Below are 17,319 nucleotides of genomic sequence, written 5' to 3'. Positions count from 1 at the left end.
TTGACTGACGCCAACCTGATGCGCGGAACAAGGGTCCCAAGTCCGCGCATGGGCTACTCAGATGCCGTTGGTTAGCGCTCGATAGCCAGGCCGACGCCTTGTCCGCCGCCGATGCACAAAGTGGCCAGCCCTTTCTTGCCGTCGCGACGGATCAGTTCGTGCACCAGCGACACCAGAATCCGTGCCCCCGACGCGCCGATCGGATGGCCAAGGGCGATCGCGCCGCCGTTGACGTTGACTTTGCTGGTGTCCCAACCCAACTCTTTGCCAACCGCCAGCGCCTGGGCGGCGAAGGCTTCGTTGGCTTCGATCAGGTCCAGGTCCTCGACACTCCAGCCGGCCTTTTGCAGGGTCAGGCGTGTAGCCGGGACTGGGCCAATGCCCATGATCGACGGGTCCACACCGGCGCTGGCATAGGCTTTGATCCGTGCCAGTACCGGAAGGCCGAGCGCTTGTGCTTTAGCGGCGCTGGCCAGCAACAGCACGGCCGCACCATCGTTGAGGGTCGAAGCGTTGCCGGCGGTCACGCTGCCGTCTTTCTGGAATGCCGGTTTGAGTTTCGCCAACGCTTGCGCAGTGCTGTCGATACGCGGCTGTTCGTCGGTGTCGAAGACCAGCGGTTCGCCCTTGCGCTGAGGAATCAGGATCGGGGTGATTTCGCTCTGGAAACGCCCTCCCTCAATGGCTGCGGCGGCTTTCTGTTGCGAGGCGGCAGCGAAGGTATCCTGTGCTTCACGAGAGATCTCGTACTTCTGCGCCAGATTCTCAGCGGTGATACCCATGTGATAGTCGTTGAAGGCGTCCCACAGGCCATCCTGGATCATGCTGTCTTGCAGTTGCGCATGGCCCATACGCAGGCCGGTGCGTGCCTTGGGCAGAACATAGGGGGCCAGACTCATATTTTCCTGGCCGCCAGCGATGACCAGTTCCGCGTCGCCGCAACGGATTGCCTGGACGGCGAGATGGACCGCCTTGAGACCGGAGCCGCAGACCTTGTTCAGGGTCAGGGCAGGCGTGGTGTGTGGCAAACCAGCCTTGATCGCTGTCTGGCGTGCCGGGTTTTGCCCAGCGCCGGCAGTGAGTACCTGGCCGAGTATCACTTCATCAATTTGAGCAGCATCGATACCGGTCTGCTCAAGCAGGCGGCGAATCACTGCGGCACCCAGTTCGGTCGCGGGAATTGCAGACAGAGCACCCTGGAAGCTGCCAATGGCGGTACGAGTAGCGGCAACGATTACGACTTCGTTCATGCGTGACCTCATCGAAAAGACAAAATTCGTCGAACAAACCAGGGCATTCCTGCCCTGATCGGGGTTACTGCATGTTCATGCCGCCGTTTACCGAGAAATCGGCACCGGTGCTGTAGGCGGACTCATCGGAAGCCAGCCAGGCTACGATTGAGGCGATCTCTTCGGGTTGGCCAAGGCGACCAACCGGAGTTGCTGCGATCATGCCTTCGAGAATGTCCGGACGAATTGCCGCAGTCATGGAGGTCTGGATGTAGCCTGGGGATACGGTATTGACGGTCACGCCCTTGCCGGAGACTTCCCGGGCCAGTGCCATGGTGAAACCATGGATGCCAGCCTTGGCGGCGGAGTAGTTGGTCTGACCGAACTGGCCACGCTGACCGTTGATCGAGGAGATATTGATGATCCGCCCCCACCCGTTGGCCAGCATGCCTTCAATGACCTGCTTGGTGGTGTTGAACATGCCCGTCAGGTTGGTCCCGATCACGCTGTTCCAGTCTTCCGGGGTGAGCTTGCGAAAAGAGGCGTCGCGAGTGATGCCGGCATTGTTGACCAGCACATCGATCGGGCCGAATTGTTCACGAGCCATCTCGAAAGACTTGCGGGTCGTCTCCCAATCGGTGACGTCGCCATAGATGCACTCAAACTGATAACCCGCCGCCAGCTGACTGGCAATCCAGTCGTCCTTGCGGCTGGAATCAGAGCTGCAGCCGACGATTACCTTGAATCCTTCCTTGTACAGACGCTGGCAAATTGCCGTACCAATGCCGCCCATACCACCCGTTACCACAGCAATACGACTACGCGACTCCATATTTCTACTTCCTTTTTTTTTGCGCTGCAGGAGAGAGGATTGTTCGATATCGACGGGCCGTGCGGAAGTGTTTGAAGGTGACGTTTTCATGTCCATTGGTGCCACGCGGGGAGGTGCTCGCTGGCAAAAAGTGAGGAGTACCTATACTGGGGTCAATGTTTGAAACTGAATGGATGGTTAATATTCCTGCAACGTAGTTGAAATATGTTCAACGCATGTCAGTATCGGCTCTGGACAGGACGTTCGGTTCCATTGGTCACTGAGGACGCCATGTATAGAATGAGTTCAGGTTATGCCAGCATGCTGGCAAATACGTTTTTGGCCCAAGGACTGGACCTTGCCGGTCTGTGCCAAGAGGCGGGACTGGATGTCGAGTTCGTGAATAAACCAGGAGCATTCTGCGAGCGAAGCGTTATCTATCGTCTTTGGGACCTGGCTGCTCAGGCTTCGGATGATCTGAATATCGGTTTGAAAGCCTACGGGGAATTCCATCCCAGCAGTTTTCAGATCGTGGGCTACACGATGATGTCCAGTTCGAATCTGAAAAGGGCGCTTGAACGTCTGGTTCGTTTCAGCCCGCTGATTGGCACCGGATTAAGCCTTTTCTTTGTCCCGGAGCAGCAGCATTACCGACTGGCCAGCCTCGAGCATCAACAACCTGGCTCGGTCAAACCCCGGCAATATACGGATGCAGGCTTGGCGTCGCTGCTGGGTTTCTGCCGTTGGCTGGCGGGTGGCAAGTCGCTGCAACCGTTGAGTGTGGAGTTCACTTATCCCGAACCTGAAGATACCTCCGAGCATCGACGGTTGTTTGGCTGTCCGCTGCGTTTCGGGGCGGCTTATGACAGCATCTTGTTCGATGGCCAGGAGCTTCTGAGTCCTTTGAGTATGGCCAACGAGGCGTTGGCCATACTCCATGACAGTTTTGCCGAGGCTCAATTGGACCTGTTGTCCGGCTACTCTATTGTTGGCAGGGTTCGCGCGCTGATTAACGAGCGCTTGAGCCAGGGGCAAGGCCAATGTGATATGGAATCGATTGCTGCGGCACTGAGCATCAGCAAGCGAACGCTCCAACGAGGCCTTGAGAAGGACGGCACACAATTCAAGGATGTCCTGAACGATGTGCGCCGGCAGTTGGCCGACTTCTATTTGCGCCATTCTCATTTCAACATGAAGCATGTGACTTACCTGCTCGGCTTTCATGATCACAGCAGCTTCCATAAGGCATGCACCCGCTGGTTCGGTATGACCCCCGGTCAGTATCGAACCGACGAGTCGTTGCTTATGCTCGAGGAACTCGCGCCGGTTAGACTCATGAACCCCGTCGGTTTTCGCAGAGATCAAAAGATCGCAGGCTTCGCCAAACGGATGCACCGCTAGTCCCTTGTGAAGGCGCATTGAGGCGTTCATTGAGGCTTTGGACCTTTTGTCCTTTTGCTCGCTTTGCGTTTTGGGGCTTTAGCTACGATGACGGGGGCGGGTGCCGGTGTGATCTCCGACGGCAGCACTGCCACAAACGGGGATGGCTCCAGAGGGGGCGCCTGCTGAATGACATCTGTTTCACTGGGCGGTTGGGTCAGGCTGAAGCCCGGCAGGGGGACTTCGAGTAGCGCGTGCAGTTCACGCCAGAATTCCCGTTCAGCTCCAGTAATTGTCAGCAGTTCGGGCATCAATTGCCCAACGGCTGCGAGGACCTGTTGGCGTGCCTTGGTGTCCGGGAGTAGCAAGGGCAGGCTGCGTAAGCTTTCTTGTGGGTGGGCAAAAACCAGCAGGTTCTGCAACCGGATGGCTTCGCGCAGGGCTGCAGGCTCATTGCTGTAGTCCTGGACCAGCAGATGCACCTGCTGGATCAGTTTTTCAATGCTTTCCTTGCCCGCCTTGTCGCTGTCGCGGCCCAGCAAAAACAGAATCCGCACCAACGCCTCCAGCGGGCCCCCATGGGGCAGTGCATCCTGCAGGCGTTCGATCAGGGCTTGGTCTTGCTGATCAGCATGTGCCTGGAGATTTCGCACAGGCTTGTTGCTGGTGAGGACACTCAGTGCGCCGTAAATGCCATAGAAACACAGCTCCTGGGTGGCATCGCGGATATCGCGATAAGCATTCAGGGCGTCTTGCGTCTGGTTGGAGAGCAGCTCCTGCCAGGCCAGCAACGGGTTATCTTTGCGTGCAGGACGACGATCACTGCTGACTTGGGAGGCGGTCCCGGCCAACCACCACAGCGCCGGATTCAGGCTGCTCCATAGCACTTGCTGTTGGTGGAAGGGATGCGTCCTGCGCATCAGTTCGGCAACCGGCTCGTTGACTATCTGACGTAGCCACGGGCGTATGAACCCGTCGTAAAGCGTGCTGTTGATTTCAGACGCACGCTCCACCAGAGAGAATTCGCGATCGTCATCACGAGTCGGCTCGACGTCATCATGGATATCGGCGATTCGCCTTGATTCGAAACGCACTCGGTATTGCACGTCACCGCTGCCTGAGGCGGCCGGCAGATCGTCGATCAGCATTTCGTATAGCCCTGCCGGCAGCGCATTGATGGCTTCGACCGCACCGAGCAACCCACGGTGTTCACGTTGCGCCACCTTGCCGGAAACAAAAATGCCCAAATGGCCGATGCTGGCGTGCCGCAGGTAGACGATGGTACGTCCTGCGTCATGCAAAGCGAGATCGCTGGGATAGACATCGGCGATCCAGTTCAATGCCTGCTGTGGAGGGGTGATGTTGTCTCCGTAGGAGCAGAACACCACCACCGGTACTTCGATCCGTTTCAGGTCAATGCCGGAGCTCTTGCGGCCGAGACCGCCGGACAACTGGTTGCCGATGAAAAGGTCATCGACAATCATCTCGATTTCTTCGCCATTGAGCAGGGTCGGGCTGCCCCACCAGCGTTCGAAGTCGAGGAAGCGTGCAGCCTCGCTGTCGACCTGGCTGAACAACTGGTAGTACTTGCCCCAATAGGTGTTGGCCGGGTCCAGGTTTTCGAAATTGCTGACCAGCCAGGTACCGTCAAAACGGCCATTGCCCAAGTCGCTGCCCAGGCGAGCCATCCAGCCGCCACCCAGCAGGCCACCGGTATAGCGCATCGGATTGCGTCCATTGACACCGGCCCAGTACGACAAGGGGGCACCATTGATAATGATCAACCCTGGCAGTTCCGGCCGTGTTGCCGCCAATCCCATCAAGGCCCAACCGGCCTGGCAGTTGCCGATGATGATCGGCTTGCTGTTGGCCGGGTGAAGGGCACTGACGACTTCGATGAACCGGGCCTGGGCTTCGACAATATCGGCCAGGGTTTGCCCAGGCTGTGGCGAGTGACTGAAAGAAATGAAATAGGTGGGGTGGCCGGCTCTGAGGCTTTCGCCTAATACCGAATCCTGTTTGAAACCGCCGATTCCCGAGCCGTGGCCGCCGCGTGGGTCAATGATGATCACCGGCTGGCCGTTGCTGTCGATTTTTTGCTCTGGCCCGGGGAGGATTTGCAGCAGTGAATAGTTGACCGGGCGCGGGAGATCGGCGCCTGCGATCAGGGTTTCATGATCGAACTTGAGCAGCAGCGGATACCCGGCGCGTTCATGGGCCAGTGTATTGTCGCCGCGCTGGCGCAGGGTGTCCCAGAACAGCAGGCTGCGTTGAGCGAGGTCGGTGAAGTATTCCTGCCAGTCAGCGGGCGTGGGTTGTCTGAGTTGGCCCCGCTTCAGAGGCATGAGGGTTTTTTCCTGGCGCTGGCGCAAAGCATCAAGGACGTTCAGGGTATTGAGGCGCTGCAGATGACTCAGGTGTTCGAACAGACCGCGTTGAGAGGAGAGTCTGTCATATTGCGATGCAATAATATCTTCCTGGCCCATGGTGATCTCCTGGCTTTATGCATGAGAAGCAGCTCGCCTGCATCTCATCATTAAAGAGCTTGGCTGGCCGTTCGCCTTTCAGGAGTCTATAGCGAATAGTGGCGGGAGGTGAAAGATTATTGTGCGGTGCACAAAAAAACATTGCCAAACGAATTTGTGCACTGCAATATCAAGGCTAACGCGATGATCGGCAGGATCGCTATCGCGTCCTCAGGCTCATGTCGGCCTTTCAGAATCAGGAGATTCAAGCATGACTTTTTTTAACTCGGAAAAATTGCAAGACGCTCAGAAAGCCAACCTAGACCTCCTGCAGCAAATCAGCGGCAAAATCTTCGCCAGCGTTGAACAGCTCACCCAATTGCAGATCAAGACTCTGCAGGCCTCCACCGAGGAGCAGTTCGACGGTTTGCGCAAACTGCTGGCAGTCCGTGATCCACAAGGGTTCGCTGAGCTCCAGGCTTCTTTCACCCAGCCAAATGTGCAAGCCGAACGCCTGGCTGAGTTCAATCGTCAAGTACACGCGCTGATTGTTGGCACCCAGTCGGAAATCGCCCAACTGACCACGCGTCAGGTCGAGGCGGGCACCAAGCAGGTGCAAGAGTTCGTTGAAGTGATCAGCAAGAATGCACCGGCTGGCTCCGAGCCTGTTGTGGCAGCGTTCAAGTCGTCGCTGGCCAATGCTGGCACCGTTTTTGAAAGCGCACAGAAAGCCGTAAAACAGGCTACTGACGTTGCCCAGAGCGGTTTCGAGGCAGCGACTGCAGCAACAGCAGCGACTGCCGCAGCCGGGAAAACCGCGCCAGAGACTGGCAAGGCAACAAGCGGTAACAAGTAAGTCACGTTAGAACGGTTACACCGATGGCGATGGGTTTATTCCCCATCGCCATTTTTTTTCGACCCGCCACCCGCGCCTGGCTTGCCTGACGGTGTGCCGCCGAACAGGCCAAAGAGGTTCTGAGTGTTCAGGTAGAGGGCTTTTGACTGGTCGACGTACTGGCGCATCAAATCCTGCATGACCGGTGCTTGCTGATGCATGAACTCACCCCAGGCTTCAGAGGACTGAGCGCCGGTCTGGGTCTGGATGTCGATGACCGTCTGGATGCTTTTGTCCAGGTAGCTGCCGAGGACGCCCTGGTAAGGACCGTAGAACTGGATAATCCCCATGAGCATCTCAATGGAGAAGATCGGCTCACCACCACTTTCGGCTTCCAGAATGACCTGCAGCAAAATACTTCGGGTCAGATCCTCGCCAGTCTTGGCGTCGACCACCTCGAAGGGGATTTTATCGATGACCAATTGACGAATATCCGCAAGGGTCAAATGACTGCTGGTGTGCGTGTCATACAGACGGCGATTCGGGTACTTCTTGATCAGACGGGTGGTGTTCCGACTGTTATCTGTCATGTGGGGCTACTCACAGCGAGCCTGATTTGCAGGCATCTTATCCTACTCTGACCACTGCCACTCCAATGCGTCGCCTCACGCGGCACGCGCTGGGTGGTCAGCGTACGAACTTTCTTCATCTTTTGAGTGCTGAGCTTGCGAGGCTGGCCACTTCGAGGCAGGGGCGTTCAATTCCTCAAGACCCGCCTGCGGATAGCGTTTTCGTCATTTGAACACCACAGGTTCTGGGGTCTGGGCTGATTGCTGATGTCTCTGGGCGTTAATCCAACACTCTGTGCACCTGCTCCTAAGTTGGCTAAGCAACGCTGAGCAAACAGGGTGCGCTTCTGTGATCGCCACATAGGTTAGCGTGGGGGGGAGGGACCAGCTAAAAACGCAGCAAGCGTAACGCTTTACGCAACTCTCGGAAATTGCCTACAAGCCCGGCGAGAGTCACCCCGATATCCTGCTTGCAGTGCAAAACAAACCCTTCCACACAAAAACGCCGCTTTCCTGATCTGGATAAGCGGCGTTTTTTTACGCACGTGTTAGAGGCTGCTCCCACGCATCAGCGATGTCATTCGCGGTTGCTAAATCTCGTGCGGTATCATGATTTAATACCATGAATAATAAACAACTCAGCACCCTCAAAGACATATTTTCAAGACCCACCCCCGGCCACCATGGAGTGGTCCCGCATCGAATCCTTGTTCAGCGCTGCAGGGGCCATAACCATCGAAGGTAATGGATCGCGGGTACGTTTTGAACTGAACGCAGTGGTTGCCACCTTCCACCGGCCGCACCCCGACAAAGAAGCCAAGCCCTATCAGGTGCGTGACGCCCGGGCTTTTCTTGAACAAGCAGGAGTTACCCCGTGAACGTAATGAACTACAACGGCTACTCAGCCCGGATCGAATACAGCGATGAAGACGGTCTGTTTGTCGGCCACATTGCGGGCATCAAGGATGTTGTCGGGTTTCACGGCGAGTCAGTCAAAGAACTTCGCACCGCATTTGAAGCGGCCGTCACCGATTATCTGGAGACTTGCGCCAAACTCGGCCGCACCCCACAGAAACCCTATTCAGGCCATCTCAGTCTGCGCCTGGCCCCAGCCCTTCACGCGACGGTTGCTGTGAAAGCTCAGTTAGCCCACAAAAGTATCAATCAGTGGGTTGCTGATGTTCTTGATCGCGAGGCGCATGCTTAAGCAGTGAATAAGCCGATCCGGCTGTAGACTGCTCAAACTCTTCGAACGGAATCGATATCATGCTCCATCCTCACGCCAGTTTTCGCGACGCAGCCAAGCTCATCGCGGCTGTGTCGATTGTTGCCATGTCATCAATGGCCCTCGCATCCGCCCCTGCAACTTTTCCCGACGCTGAAGCCAGTGACCCTGCCAAACTCGGCTGGATGGTCGGTTCGCCACCCCCCGCTGATCGCACTGTGCGTTTTGAAGACGGCAGCTATTTCCAGTTCCCGGCAATGCGCTGGAGTGTTTCGAACTTTCGGCAACTGATGCCGACGATCAACGTTTCACGCGGCCTGGGGGCTCCGGTTCCTCTGGAGATAGCACTACGCAAAGATATCGACGGGATCAGTTTCGTCCCGCTTGGCGCCAGGGCACCCATGACCTGGGAGCAATCCCTCGCGGGAAAGTTGTCTACGAGCGCTATTTCGGCGTTTGATGCGCTGGCTGAATTTCTGAACAGCAAGGAACACCCATGATCACCACCACAACCCACTCCATTGAAGGCCGACAAATTACCGCCTACCTGGACATCGTCAGCGCCGAGTCGGTGCAAGGGATCAACGTTGTTCGAGACGTATTTGCCGGGATGCGCGACTTTTTCGGCGGACGCTCCCAGACACTGGAGCGAGCGTTGAAAGAAGCACGCATTCAGGCCACCGATGAAATCAAGGAGCGGGCGCAGGCGCTTCAGGCGGACGCGGTGGTCGGGCTTGATTATGAGATCAGTATGCCGGCCGGCAAAGGCGGGATGGTCGTGGTGTTCGTGACCGGGACTGCGGTCAAGTTGGGGTGAAAGGTGAGAAGCCATTCGTCGCTCACGGGGAAATAAGAACGGCAGGTCCATTAGTGACCGGCTAGTCTCAAAAACCTTGGCGGTCGATATTTTTCGGCAAAAGGGCTTGCCGGTGTCGATCCCGCTTTTTGACAAGGGGTGAAGAGATGGCTGATCCGTATATCGAGGACGATGGCGCAGAGTTTCCGATCAACAATTCCGTGCGGTGTGGCCAGACCCAGTATGTGGCCAGCTTCGGCGAGGACCAGACAGAGGTCGACAAGATCAAGACCAGGGCGTGCCGGGTACTGAAGGGCAAATTCTTACCCAAGGTGACAGCACCGGTCAGGAAGTAACCGAATGTTAGGCAGACCCCGTCATTGAACGGGGTTTTTAATGTCTGAAAGGGTTTTATGACAAGTATTTTAAAGTGGTGATCTTTCACAAACTTTTCACAGCAGTCTCCGTAGTCTCGACTCATCCGTTAGAAAGCAACACCTGGCCCGTTTCCCCAGCGGGCTTTTTTTTGTCCGTCATAAAACCTTTTCCAGAAATGCTGTCCAACCGTCGCCAATCGCGAAGTTGGACCGGCGTGCTGGACTTTATCCGCGCAAAAGCATTCAATCTCGCCCCCTTTTTGTTTACCCCTATTTTTTGAGGTTTTTGTCATGCGTTTAACACTGCCTGCTCTGGTTCTGGGGCTTCTGGTTGCTCAAGGTGCAATGGCTGGTGACGGCACTGCCGCGCTGGGCGGTGGCTTGGGCGGCGCGTTGGGTAACGTGGTCGGCCAGAAGATGGGCGGCAGCACTGGTGCAGCGATTGGTGCGGGCGTCGCTGGCGCGGCGGGCAGCGCAGTTGCCGCCAAAAAAGGTCATCGCACCAGCGCTGCAATCGGCGGCGGTGTCGGCGCGGCCGGTGGTTCGGTGATCGGTAACAGCCTTGGCGGCAAGTCCGGTGCCACCATCGGTGCGGGCCTGGGCGGTGCATTGGGCGGCGGCGTAGGCAGCAACCTGGCCAATGGTCACAAGCGCCACTGATCCTGATTCAGGTTTGAAAAGAGCCCGGCTTGATGCCGGGCTTTTTCATTTATGAACGTTTCACGCCGCAGCAGCTCAAATCTTCCATACCCTGGATGAATGCGAGGCGTGCCATGAACCCGAAAACCAACGGCAAAAAAAACGGAAGCCTGAGTGCTCGACTATTGATGGTGCCTGCGATTGTTTTCGGATTGCTGGTCTCTCAGGTGGCGCTGGCGGGAGGTAATGGAGATGCCGCGGTGGGCGGTGGTCTTGGTGGGGTGCTGGGCAATGTGGTCGGTGGCCAGGTGGGAGGCAGTACGGGCGCAGCGATTGGTGCAGGTGTCGGCGGAGCGGCTGGCAGTGCCATTGCCGCGCCCAAGCACAGTCGCACCGAGGCGGCGGTAGGCGGTGGTTTGGGAGCGGCGGGTGGATCGGTGGTCGGCAACAGTCTTGGCGGTTCGACCGGATCGGCCATCGGTGCAGGCCTGGGCGGTGCAGCTGGCGGTGCGGTTGGCAATAATCTGGGGAGTGACAGCGGTCACTCCCATTCCGGTAACGGTTATAAACACGCGAACAAGCACCACAAAAAGCATCACTAGTTGAGCGAGGCATCCCATGACTGCGAAAAACGAAGGCAAGGAAGAAGAGGGTCCGAGCGGACTGCCATCCATCAACGATCCCGGCAATGAAGATCCGGGATCGCTGATGGATGATGCGACGGTGCCGCTTAACGATGCTGATGATTTGGGCGATGTGGGGAATATTGAGTTGGAAGATGAGGAAGAGGACGAAGATTGATCGAGTCGTGTTGCCGGATTGACCGGTTGTCTAGCTGATCGAATGCGCCCATCGCCCAGTCCTCGATATGTCGTGGCCTGAGTCTGCGTGATGCAAGTATCGGTTTGGAGGTTTTGGAGGGGGCGCATTGGGTCCACCCTCATCAACCTTTGCCCCACCCACCCCATTTGTCGCCGAGCCCCCGGCCTTGTTCGCCAGTGGACAGTTCCCCTTCGACCCCAACGGATCAACCCACCCAGTCGGGTTCCGGGTGTACCGATACGGGTTCAACCCTGCGGCCAACTTGAGCGGATTCGGCGTCATATAACGACCGATGTCCGGATGGTAGTAGCGATGCCGGTTGTAGTGCAGGCCACTCTCAGCATCGAAGTATTGCCCCTGAAACCGTAGCGGCTGTTCGAGTCGCTCGCCGTCGCCGTGACTCAGTTCGCGCAGTTTGCCGTGGGCGGTGTATTTGGCCGACCAGACGACGCCGCCGCCGTAGCTGGTCAGTTCCTGCGGGGTGCCGAGGTGGTCGAGTTGGTAGTAGAGCGGGCAGGCGTCTACCCGGCCTTTGCCGTCGAGCAGCGCCAGCGGGCGGAAGCTGCCGGGCTCGTAGACGTAGCTGCGGTAGTGTCGGGGACCGCTTTCGGCGATGAGTTGGTCGCCTTGCCAGAAGAATTGCGTGGTCTGGCCGTCGACGGTTTTGCCGATGCGCCGGCCGAACGCGTCGTAGCAGTAGCTGACACGTTTACCGTCCGGGGAGCTGACGCCGATCAGGCGGTGCTGGCTGTCGTAGGTGTATTCGGTGACCTGGGTCGGCATACCGCGGCGTTCGCGGATCAGGTTGCCGAAGGCGTCGTAGTCGTAGTGGCTGTCGAAACGGCGACGCAAACAGTTGCCCTGAAGCACACACGGGCCGGGGCGGTCGTGGATCAGCAGGTTGCCGGCCGGGTCATGGGTGAAATTCTCCGCGAACTGGTCGCGGGTGTGGTGTACGCCGGTCAGGCGGTCGAGCGCATCGTATTGGTAGCGGCGTGAACCGTGGCGGCTGTCGGTAGTCTGCAGGAGGTTGCCTTTGATGCTGTAGGCATACTTGCGGCGAAATAGCGGTCGGTGCTTTTGGCCGACGGCATGGGCCTGCAAACGGCCTTGCTCGTCGTAGGCGTAATCGCTGAGGAGCAGGCCCTGTTGGCGTTGTTGTTCGCGCCCGCCGACAAAGCGATGGTTGGTCAGGCGCGTGCCGTTGAGGTCAATGGCCGTGAGGTCGCCCCCCTTGGCGTGGTGGTAGACGAGGACACAGGCGTCCGGCAGGCGCAGGCGCTTGAGCCGACCGCAGGCATCATAGCCGTAACTCAGGGTGCCCCAGCCCTGACGCTCGGAGATCAGCCGGTCCTGGCGGTCGTATTCGAACGCCAGCGGATGGTCCTGGCCGTCATCGACGCGGACCAGTCGCCCGAGGTTGTCATAGCGGTACTCGACCTTGACCCCATCGGGCAAGGTTTTGACCAGTAACCGCCCAGCGCTGTCACGTTGATAACCGGTAACCAGCAGCGAACTGTCGTCGCCAAACTCGGTTTTCTTCAGCAATTGGCCATTGAGGTCGTAGCTGTAGGCGGTACGACGGCCATCAAAGCCGGTTTCCTGTCGGATCAATCCGCCTGGGGTGTAATCCAGCCGGTAAGTGTCGCCAACCTCGTTTTCGATCTCGGTGAGCAACAATTGCGCATGGTCGTAGCGGTATTTCAGCGCGCTGCCGTCGGCGTTGATTCGACGGCTGACCAGGCGCAGGTCGTCGGCGTATTCGTAACGGGTTACCCGTCCCAGTTCGTCGGTGTCGGCGGTGACCTGGCCATAGGCGTTGTAGCGATAGGCACGGCGGGCACCGGAGGGCCGCGTGGTCTGGGTCAGTCGACCCACGGCGTCCCATTCGTAACCGGTGACGGCACCGTGTTCGTCCTGTCGGGTAATCCGCCGCCCCAACGCATTGTAGGAAAAAGTGCGCTGAGCACCGTCCGGCAGGGTCTCTTCCAGCAATTGTCCCAAGGCGTTCCAGACAAACCGGTGACCGCTCTGATCGGGGAAACGGATCGTCAGCAAGCGCCCCTGCGAGTCGTAGAAATAGCGGGTGATCTGCCCGTCGGGATCGGTGACGGCAGTGATGTCGCCCTGGGCATTGCGCTGGTAGCTCCAAGCCGCCTGACCGCAGGTGCGGGTATGCAGGAAACCGTTGCGATACTCGTAGGACGTGAGCGCCTCATCCGGCGCAAGCAGCGCGATCAGCCGGCCGACCTCGTCATAATGGTATTCGGTGACAGCGCCGAGGGCGTCCTGTTCGGCGATCAGACGGCCCTGATCGTCGTAGGCCTTGTGCTGCTCACCGCCATCCAGCCCGACGTGGTGTAGCAACCGTGCACGGTCGTCATGAACGTAAACCTCTTCGCTACCGTCGGCGTTGTTCACCGTCACGCCGCCTTGATCGTCCCAGACGTAACGCGCCTCCATCTGCGCAAACGAGGCCCAGTGATGAATGCAGCGGGCCGCCTTGCCGGAGCGTTCCCACGCCCAGAAGAAACTCGCGCCGCCAGCCAGTTGCCGTTGCAGGATGACGTGCTGATCGTCGTAGTCATAGCGCTCGCTTTCACCCGCGGCGTTGGTCGCCTCGATCAGACGCTGGCGGGCGTCGTAGCGGTAGCTGACCAGTGTCTGTTCGGTGCGCCAGGTGGACGCCTTGGGGCCGCTGCGCTGAAACACCTGATAGTCGACGGCCACCAGGTGCTTGACATCGTAACGCAGCAACAAGGCGCGATCGGCGCCGTTGTCCAGGCGTTGGATCCGGTCAAAGCGGTCCCGCTGCACCGTCACGTGGTTGCCGTAGGCGTCGCTGATCGCGCTGAGCCGGCCGCCATGAAAGTGGTAGAACCGCGCGCGGTCGCCGGCCAGGGCGAGGATCAGTTCGTCCGGCTCCTCGCCGAGGTAAATCGCCGCCCGCGACAGGCTGTTGTGGATCACCGGGCGCGTCGCCGTTGGCCGTGGAAATGGCGTACGGTGGTTTTCGGGGTCGATCCACAGCACCCGCTCGTCGTGGAGTTCCAGGTGCTGGGACAGCGAATGGCTCCAGCCAAAACCGAGGCCGGTGTCGAGTTCGACGGCACTGGTGCGATAGATGCGGTTGAAGTCGAACGGCAAGATCCCGTCGAGGGTGCTGTCCGTGAAGGTCAGCAATACTTCGCCGGTGACCATCGACACCGGGCAGTTGTGGGTGGCGATGCACTCGATTGTGTCGATACTGGTGGCGAACCTGTGCACCTGTGTCAGTGGACCGCTGGCGGGACATGCCAATACCTTTTGGGGATCGAACATCTGCAGACTTTCGCTTGGCGGAATGTAGGACGTGAGACTCTGCGGAGGATCTTCAAGGAAAGAAGTCGGGAAAGTTGGCGTTTGATGTAGGGCGAATCGCTAAATCACGAGAGCCATTCGGCGTGGATCGGGATTTCATCGTTGCTCTGAGACAGCAGCGCTCGCTATGCTGCTGAATCCTTTAATCCATTCGTGGGCGGGCTTCACCTGCGCCGCCCGGGATGCCCTGGAAAACGGATCAGATGCGATGAATGCACCACTGAAAACATTCGGCCCGATCAAGGCCGTGATTTTCGATATGGACGGCTTGTTGCTGGATACAGAGGGCATCTACACCGAAGTCACGTCCATCATTGCCGCGCGTTACGGGCGGACGTTCGACTGGAGCATCAAACAGAACATTATCGGCCGCGGTGCAGGTGATCTGGCGTGCTATGTGGTTGAAGCGCTGGACCTGCCGATTACCGCCGAAGAGTTCCTGATAATTCGCGAACCGCTGATGCGCGAGCGTTTTCCTACAGCGCAGGCAATGCCTGGCGCACAGGAGCTGGTACGGCATCTGAAGGCCAACAACATACCCATTGCCGTGGGCACCAGTTCTTCGAGCCAGTCGTTCGGCCAGAAAACCACCCTGCACCGCGACTGGTTCGCCTTGTTCGACTTCATCGTCACCGCCGATGACCCCGAGGTGGGTGCCGCCAAACCGGCACCGGATATTTTCCTGACGGCGGCGCGGCGTCTGGGCGTTGCACCCGAAGATTGCCTGGTGTTCGAGGATTCGCCCTTTGGTGTTACGGCGGCGAAAGCAGCGGGGATGACGGCGATTGCAATTCCGGATGCGGCAATGGCCGACGCCAGGTATGCACACGCCGATGGCATTCTTCGTACGTTGAAGGCGTTCGAGCCGGGCGCTTGTGGTTTACCGGTGCTTGAGTGGACCTGACGACTGAAAATCTGGGAGCGAGCAGGCTCGCTCCCCCAGGACTGACAAATGTCAGGCGCCAAAGCCACCGTCGATGGTCAGGCTGGCCCCTGTGATGTAGCCGGCTTCAGGGCTGACAAGATAGGCGACGAAACTGGCGATCTCTTCGGCCTTGCCGTAACGGCCCACGGCCATCAGCGGGATCAGGCTTTGCGCAAAGTCACCGTGGGCCGGGTTCATGTCGGTGTCGACCGGACCCGGTTGCACGTTATTGATGGTGATGCCTTGCGGGCCGAGATCACGGGCCAGGCCTTTGGTCAGGCCGACCAGTGCCGACTTGCTCATGGCGTATGGGCCGCCACCGGCGAAGGGCATGCGGTCGGCGTTGGTGCTGCCGATGTTGATGATGCGTCCGCCTTCGGTCATGTATTTGGCGGCGGCCTGGGTGGCGATGAACACGCTGCGCACGTTGATGGCCAGGGTCTGGTCGAAGTCTTCGAGTTTGAACTCGGCCAGCGGTGCGACGGCCAGTACGCCGGCATTGTTGACCAGGATATCCAGGCGACCGAAAGCGTCTACCGTGGCGGACACGGCGCCGCGAATGGCGTCGGCGTCGGCGCTGTCGGCCTTGATGGCCAGGGCCTTGCCGCCTTTGGCGGTGATGCTGTCTTGCAGTTCTTCAGCTTTTGCCGTGGAGCTGACATAGGTGAAGGCAACGGTTGCGCCTTCAGCAGCCAGGCGCTTGACGATGGCTGCGCCAATGCCGCGGGAACCACCTTGAATCAATGCCACTTTGCCGCTGAGGTTCTGAGTAGTCATGTCGATCTCCAAGTCCCGAGGCGAGATGTCCCGGTTGATGGAGGCTAGTATCGATTCAGGATTCCATGCTGTGTAGACCATAATCGCGATAGTCTGTGTAAACCAAAAGTTTATAGTGGCGCCTATGGAAACCTTCAGCAGTATCGAATGCTTTGTGCGCAGCGCTGAGGTCGGCAGCTTCGCCGAGGCCGCGCGGCGTCTGAGCCTGACACCGGCGGCGGTAGGCAAGAGCGTCGCCAAGCTCGAAGCGCGGCTGGGCGTCAGATTGTTTCAGCGCAGCACTCGCAGCCTGACGCTGACGGAGGCCGGCCAGTTGTTTCTCGGCGAAGTCAGCGGCAGCCTGCACACCATCCAGAATGCCGTGGCCAATCTCGCCAGTGCCGGAGGGCAGCCGGCCGGCACCTTGAAAGTCAGCATGGGGACGGTATTTGGCTGCCTGTACATTGTGCCGATGCTCGGTGAGTTTCTGCGGCGATTCCCGGCGATCAACCCGGACTGGCACTTCGACAACCGCCAGGTCGATCTGATCGGGCAAGGTTTCGACGCGGCAATCGGCGGTGGCTTCGAATTGCCCCAGGGCGTGGTGGCACGCCGGCTGAGTCCCGCGCATCGGGTGTTGGTGGCTACGATGGACTACCTGGAGACACATGCGGCGATCAGCGAGCCGGATGACCTCAAGCACCATGACGGGATTCTTATCCGCTCGCCGCAGACCGGACGGGTACGCTCCTGGCAGTTGACCCATCGCAATCAGCAACACAGCCCGTTGACGCTCAAGGCGCGGATGACCATGAGCGATTCCGAGGCCGCCTGCGCCACGGCTGCGCAGGGTTTGGGCATTGCGCTGGTGAGCATGCCGTTTGCCTCGGGTTATCTGGAGTCGGGCAGGTTGCAGCGGGTGTTGCCGGACTGGTACATCGATGACGGTTACACCTCCATCTATTACGCCGAACACAAGCTGCTGCCCGGCAAAACCCGGGCGTTTGTCGATTTCATCATTGAGCAGTTTGCCGAACGGGGGTTGGGACAGAGGTTTAGTGCTGTTTGAGTCAGGCTCAGGACCGAGGTGCTGCATTCGCGAGCAGGCTCGCTCCCACAGGGGATCCATG

The 17,319-nt window shown here is 58.7% G+C and carries 17 protein-coding genes and 2 pseudogenes; 12 read left to right on the top strand and 7 right to left on the bottom strand.

The genetic code is table 11. From position 1 onward, the window contains the following. Positions 1-71 precede the first annotated feature (71 nt). Positions 72-1,250 carry an acetyl-CoA C-acetyltransferase gene (locus AC1DWG_RS07580; protein WP_477752573.1) on the bottom strand — a complete coding sequence of 393 codons (1,179 nt, stop codon included), beginning with the start codon at positions 1,248-1,250 and terminating at the stop codon, positions 72-74. A gap of 64 nt (positions 1,251-1,314) precedes the next feature. Beyond that, positions 1,315-2,061 (bottom strand): acetoacetyl-CoA reductase, encoded by a 747-nt coding sequence (phbB, locus tag AC1DWG_RS07575; RefSeq protein WP_477752574.1) that lies wholly within the window; start codon positions 2,059-2,061, stop codon positions 1,315-1,317. Between the two features lie 270 nt (positions 2,062-2,331). Between phbB and AC1DWG_RS07570 the strand changes: the two genes are divergently transcribed. Then, on the top strand, positions 2,332-3,441 hold the full coding sequence (locus tag AC1DWG_RS07570) for an AraC family transcriptional regulator (protein WP_477762406.1): 1,110 nt from the start codon (positions 2,332-2,334) through the stop codon (positions 3,439-3,441). Positions 3,442-3,467: 26 nt separating this feature from the next. On the opposite strand, the gene AC1DWG_RS07565 is transcribed toward AC1DWG_RS07570, so the two are convergent. Then, positions 3,468-5,906 carry a DUF3141 domain-containing protein gene (locus AC1DWG_RS07565; RefSeq protein WP_477762405.1) on the bottom strand — a complete coding sequence of 813 codons (2,439 nt, stop codon included), beginning with the start codon at positions 5,904-5,906 and terminating at the stop codon, positions 3,468-3,470. Between the two features lie 250 nt (positions 5,907-6,156). Between AC1DWG_RS07565 and phaP the strand changes: the two genes are divergently transcribed. Then, positions 6,157-6,741 (top strand): TIGR01841 family phasin, encoded by a 585-nt coding sequence (gene phaP, locus AC1DWG_RS07560; RefSeq protein ID WP_477752577.1) that lies wholly within the window; start codon positions 6,157-6,159, stop codon positions 6,739-6,741. Between the two features lie 35 nt (positions 6,742-6,776). Here the strand turns inward: phaP and phaR are convergent, their stop codons facing one another. After that, on the bottom strand, positions 6,777-7,310 hold the full coding sequence (gene phaR / locus AC1DWG_RS07555) for a polyhydroxyalkanoate synthesis repressor PhaR (RefSeq protein ID WP_477752578.1): 534 nt from the start codon (positions 7,308-7,310) through the stop codon (positions 6,777-6,779). Between the two features lie 59 nt (positions 7,311-7,369). Beyond that, positions 7,370-7,603: pseudogene (locus tag AC1DWG_RS07550) on the bottom strand (IS630 family transposase); the annotation flags it as partial. Positions 7,604-7,972: 369 nt separating this feature from the next. Here AC1DWG_RS07550 and AC1DWG_RS07545 point away from each other — a divergent pair. The 8 genes and pseudogenes from AC1DWG_RS07545 to AC1DWG_RS07510 all read left to right on the top strand — a co-directional run bounded on the left by AC1DWG_RS07545 (position 7,973) and on the right by AC1DWG_RS07510 (position 11,127). Further along, a complete protein-coding gene (locus tag AC1DWG_RS07545; protein WP_477752579.1) occupies positions 7,973-8,167 on the top strand; it encodes a type II toxin-antitoxin system HicA family toxin in 195 nt (64 codons plus the stop codon). Beyond that, positions 8,164-8,496: a type II toxin-antitoxin system HicB family antitoxin gene (locus AC1DWG_RS07540; protein WP_477752580.1), complete on the top strand. Its 333-nt coding sequence runs from the start codon at positions 8,164-8,166 to the stop codon at positions 8,494-8,496. Before AC1DWG_RS07545 ends, AC1DWG_RS07540 begins: the two co-directional genes overlap by 4 nt. 59 nt (positions 8,497-8,555) lie before the next feature. Then, a pseudogene (locus AC1DWG_RS07535) lies at positions 8,556-8,971 on the top strand (6-aminohexanoate hydrolase); the annotation flags it as partial. Between the two features lie 39 nt (positions 8,972-9,010). After that, positions 9,011-9,331, top strand: a complete 321-nt coding sequence (locus tag AC1DWG_RS07530) for a YbjQ family protein (protein ID WP_477762403.1) — start codon at positions 9,011-9,013, stop codon at positions 9,329-9,331. Between the two features lie 146 nt (positions 9,332-9,477). Further along, positions 9,478-9,666 carry a hypothetical protein gene (locus AC1DWG_RS07525; protein WP_032829518.1) on the top strand — a complete coding sequence of 63 codons (189 nt, stop codon included), beginning with the start codon at positions 9,478-9,480 and terminating at the stop codon, positions 9,664-9,666. Between the two features lie 312 nt (positions 9,667-9,978). Further along, positions 9,979-10,347 carry a hypothetical protein gene (locus tag AC1DWG_RS07520; protein WP_007988063.1) on the top strand — a complete coding sequence of 123 codons (369 nt, stop codon included), beginning with the start codon at positions 9,979-9,981 and terminating at the stop codon, positions 10,345-10,347. A 113-nt stretch (positions 10,348-10,460) separates the two neighbouring features. Continuing rightward, positions 10,461-10,928, top strand: coding sequence for a glycine zipper domain-containing protein (locus tag AC1DWG_RS07515; RefSeq protein ID WP_477752621.1), 468 nt, complete (start codon positions 10,461-10,463; stop codon positions 10,926-10,928). A 16-nt stretch (positions 10,929-10,944) separates the two neighbouring features. Beyond that, positions 10,945-11,127 carry a hypothetical protein gene (locus tag AC1DWG_RS07510; RefSeq protein WP_477762402.1) on the top strand — a complete coding sequence of 61 codons (183 nt, stop codon included), beginning with the start codon at positions 10,945-10,947 and terminating at the stop codon, positions 11,125-11,127. Positions 11,128-11,157: 30 nt separating this feature from the next. Here the strand turns inward: AC1DWG_RS07510 and AC1DWG_RS07505 are convergent, their stop codons facing one another. Then, positions 11,158-14,469: an RHS repeat-associated core domain-containing protein gene (locus AC1DWG_RS07505; protein ID WP_477787572.1), complete on the bottom strand. Its 3,312-nt coding sequence runs from the start codon at positions 14,467-14,469 to the stop codon at positions 11,158-11,160. A gap of 247 nt (positions 14,470-14,716) precedes the next feature. Between AC1DWG_RS07505 and AC1DWG_RS07500 the strand changes: the two genes are divergently transcribed. Continuing rightward, complete coding sequence (locus tag AC1DWG_RS07500) at positions 14,717-15,412, top strand: HAD-IA family hydrolase (protein ID WP_477787571.1); 696 nt, start codon at positions 14,717-14,719, stop codon at positions 15,410-15,412. A 51-nt stretch (positions 15,413-15,463) separates the two neighbouring features. Here the strand turns inward: AC1DWG_RS07500 and AC1DWG_RS07495 are convergent, their stop codons facing one another. Further along, positions 15,464-16,210: a 3-oxoacyl-ACP reductase family protein gene (locus tag AC1DWG_RS07495; RefSeq protein ID WP_477752585.1), complete on the bottom strand. Its 747-nt coding sequence runs from the start codon at positions 16,208-16,210 to the stop codon at positions 15,464-15,466. A gap of 124 nt (positions 16,211-16,334) precedes the next feature. On the opposite strand from AC1DWG_RS07495, the gene AC1DWG_RS07490 reads away from it, so the two are divergent. Then, positions 16,335-17,258, top strand: a complete 924-nt coding sequence (locus AC1DWG_RS07490) for a LysR family transcriptional regulator (protein WP_477762400.1) — start codon at positions 16,335-16,337, stop codon at positions 17,256-17,258. The last annotated feature ends 61 nt before the right edge of the window (positions 17,259-17,319 follow it).

This window comes from Pseudomonas sp. P4_B3, assembly GCF_056402295.1.
This window is presented reverse-complemented; position numbering and strand designations above follow the sequence as displayed.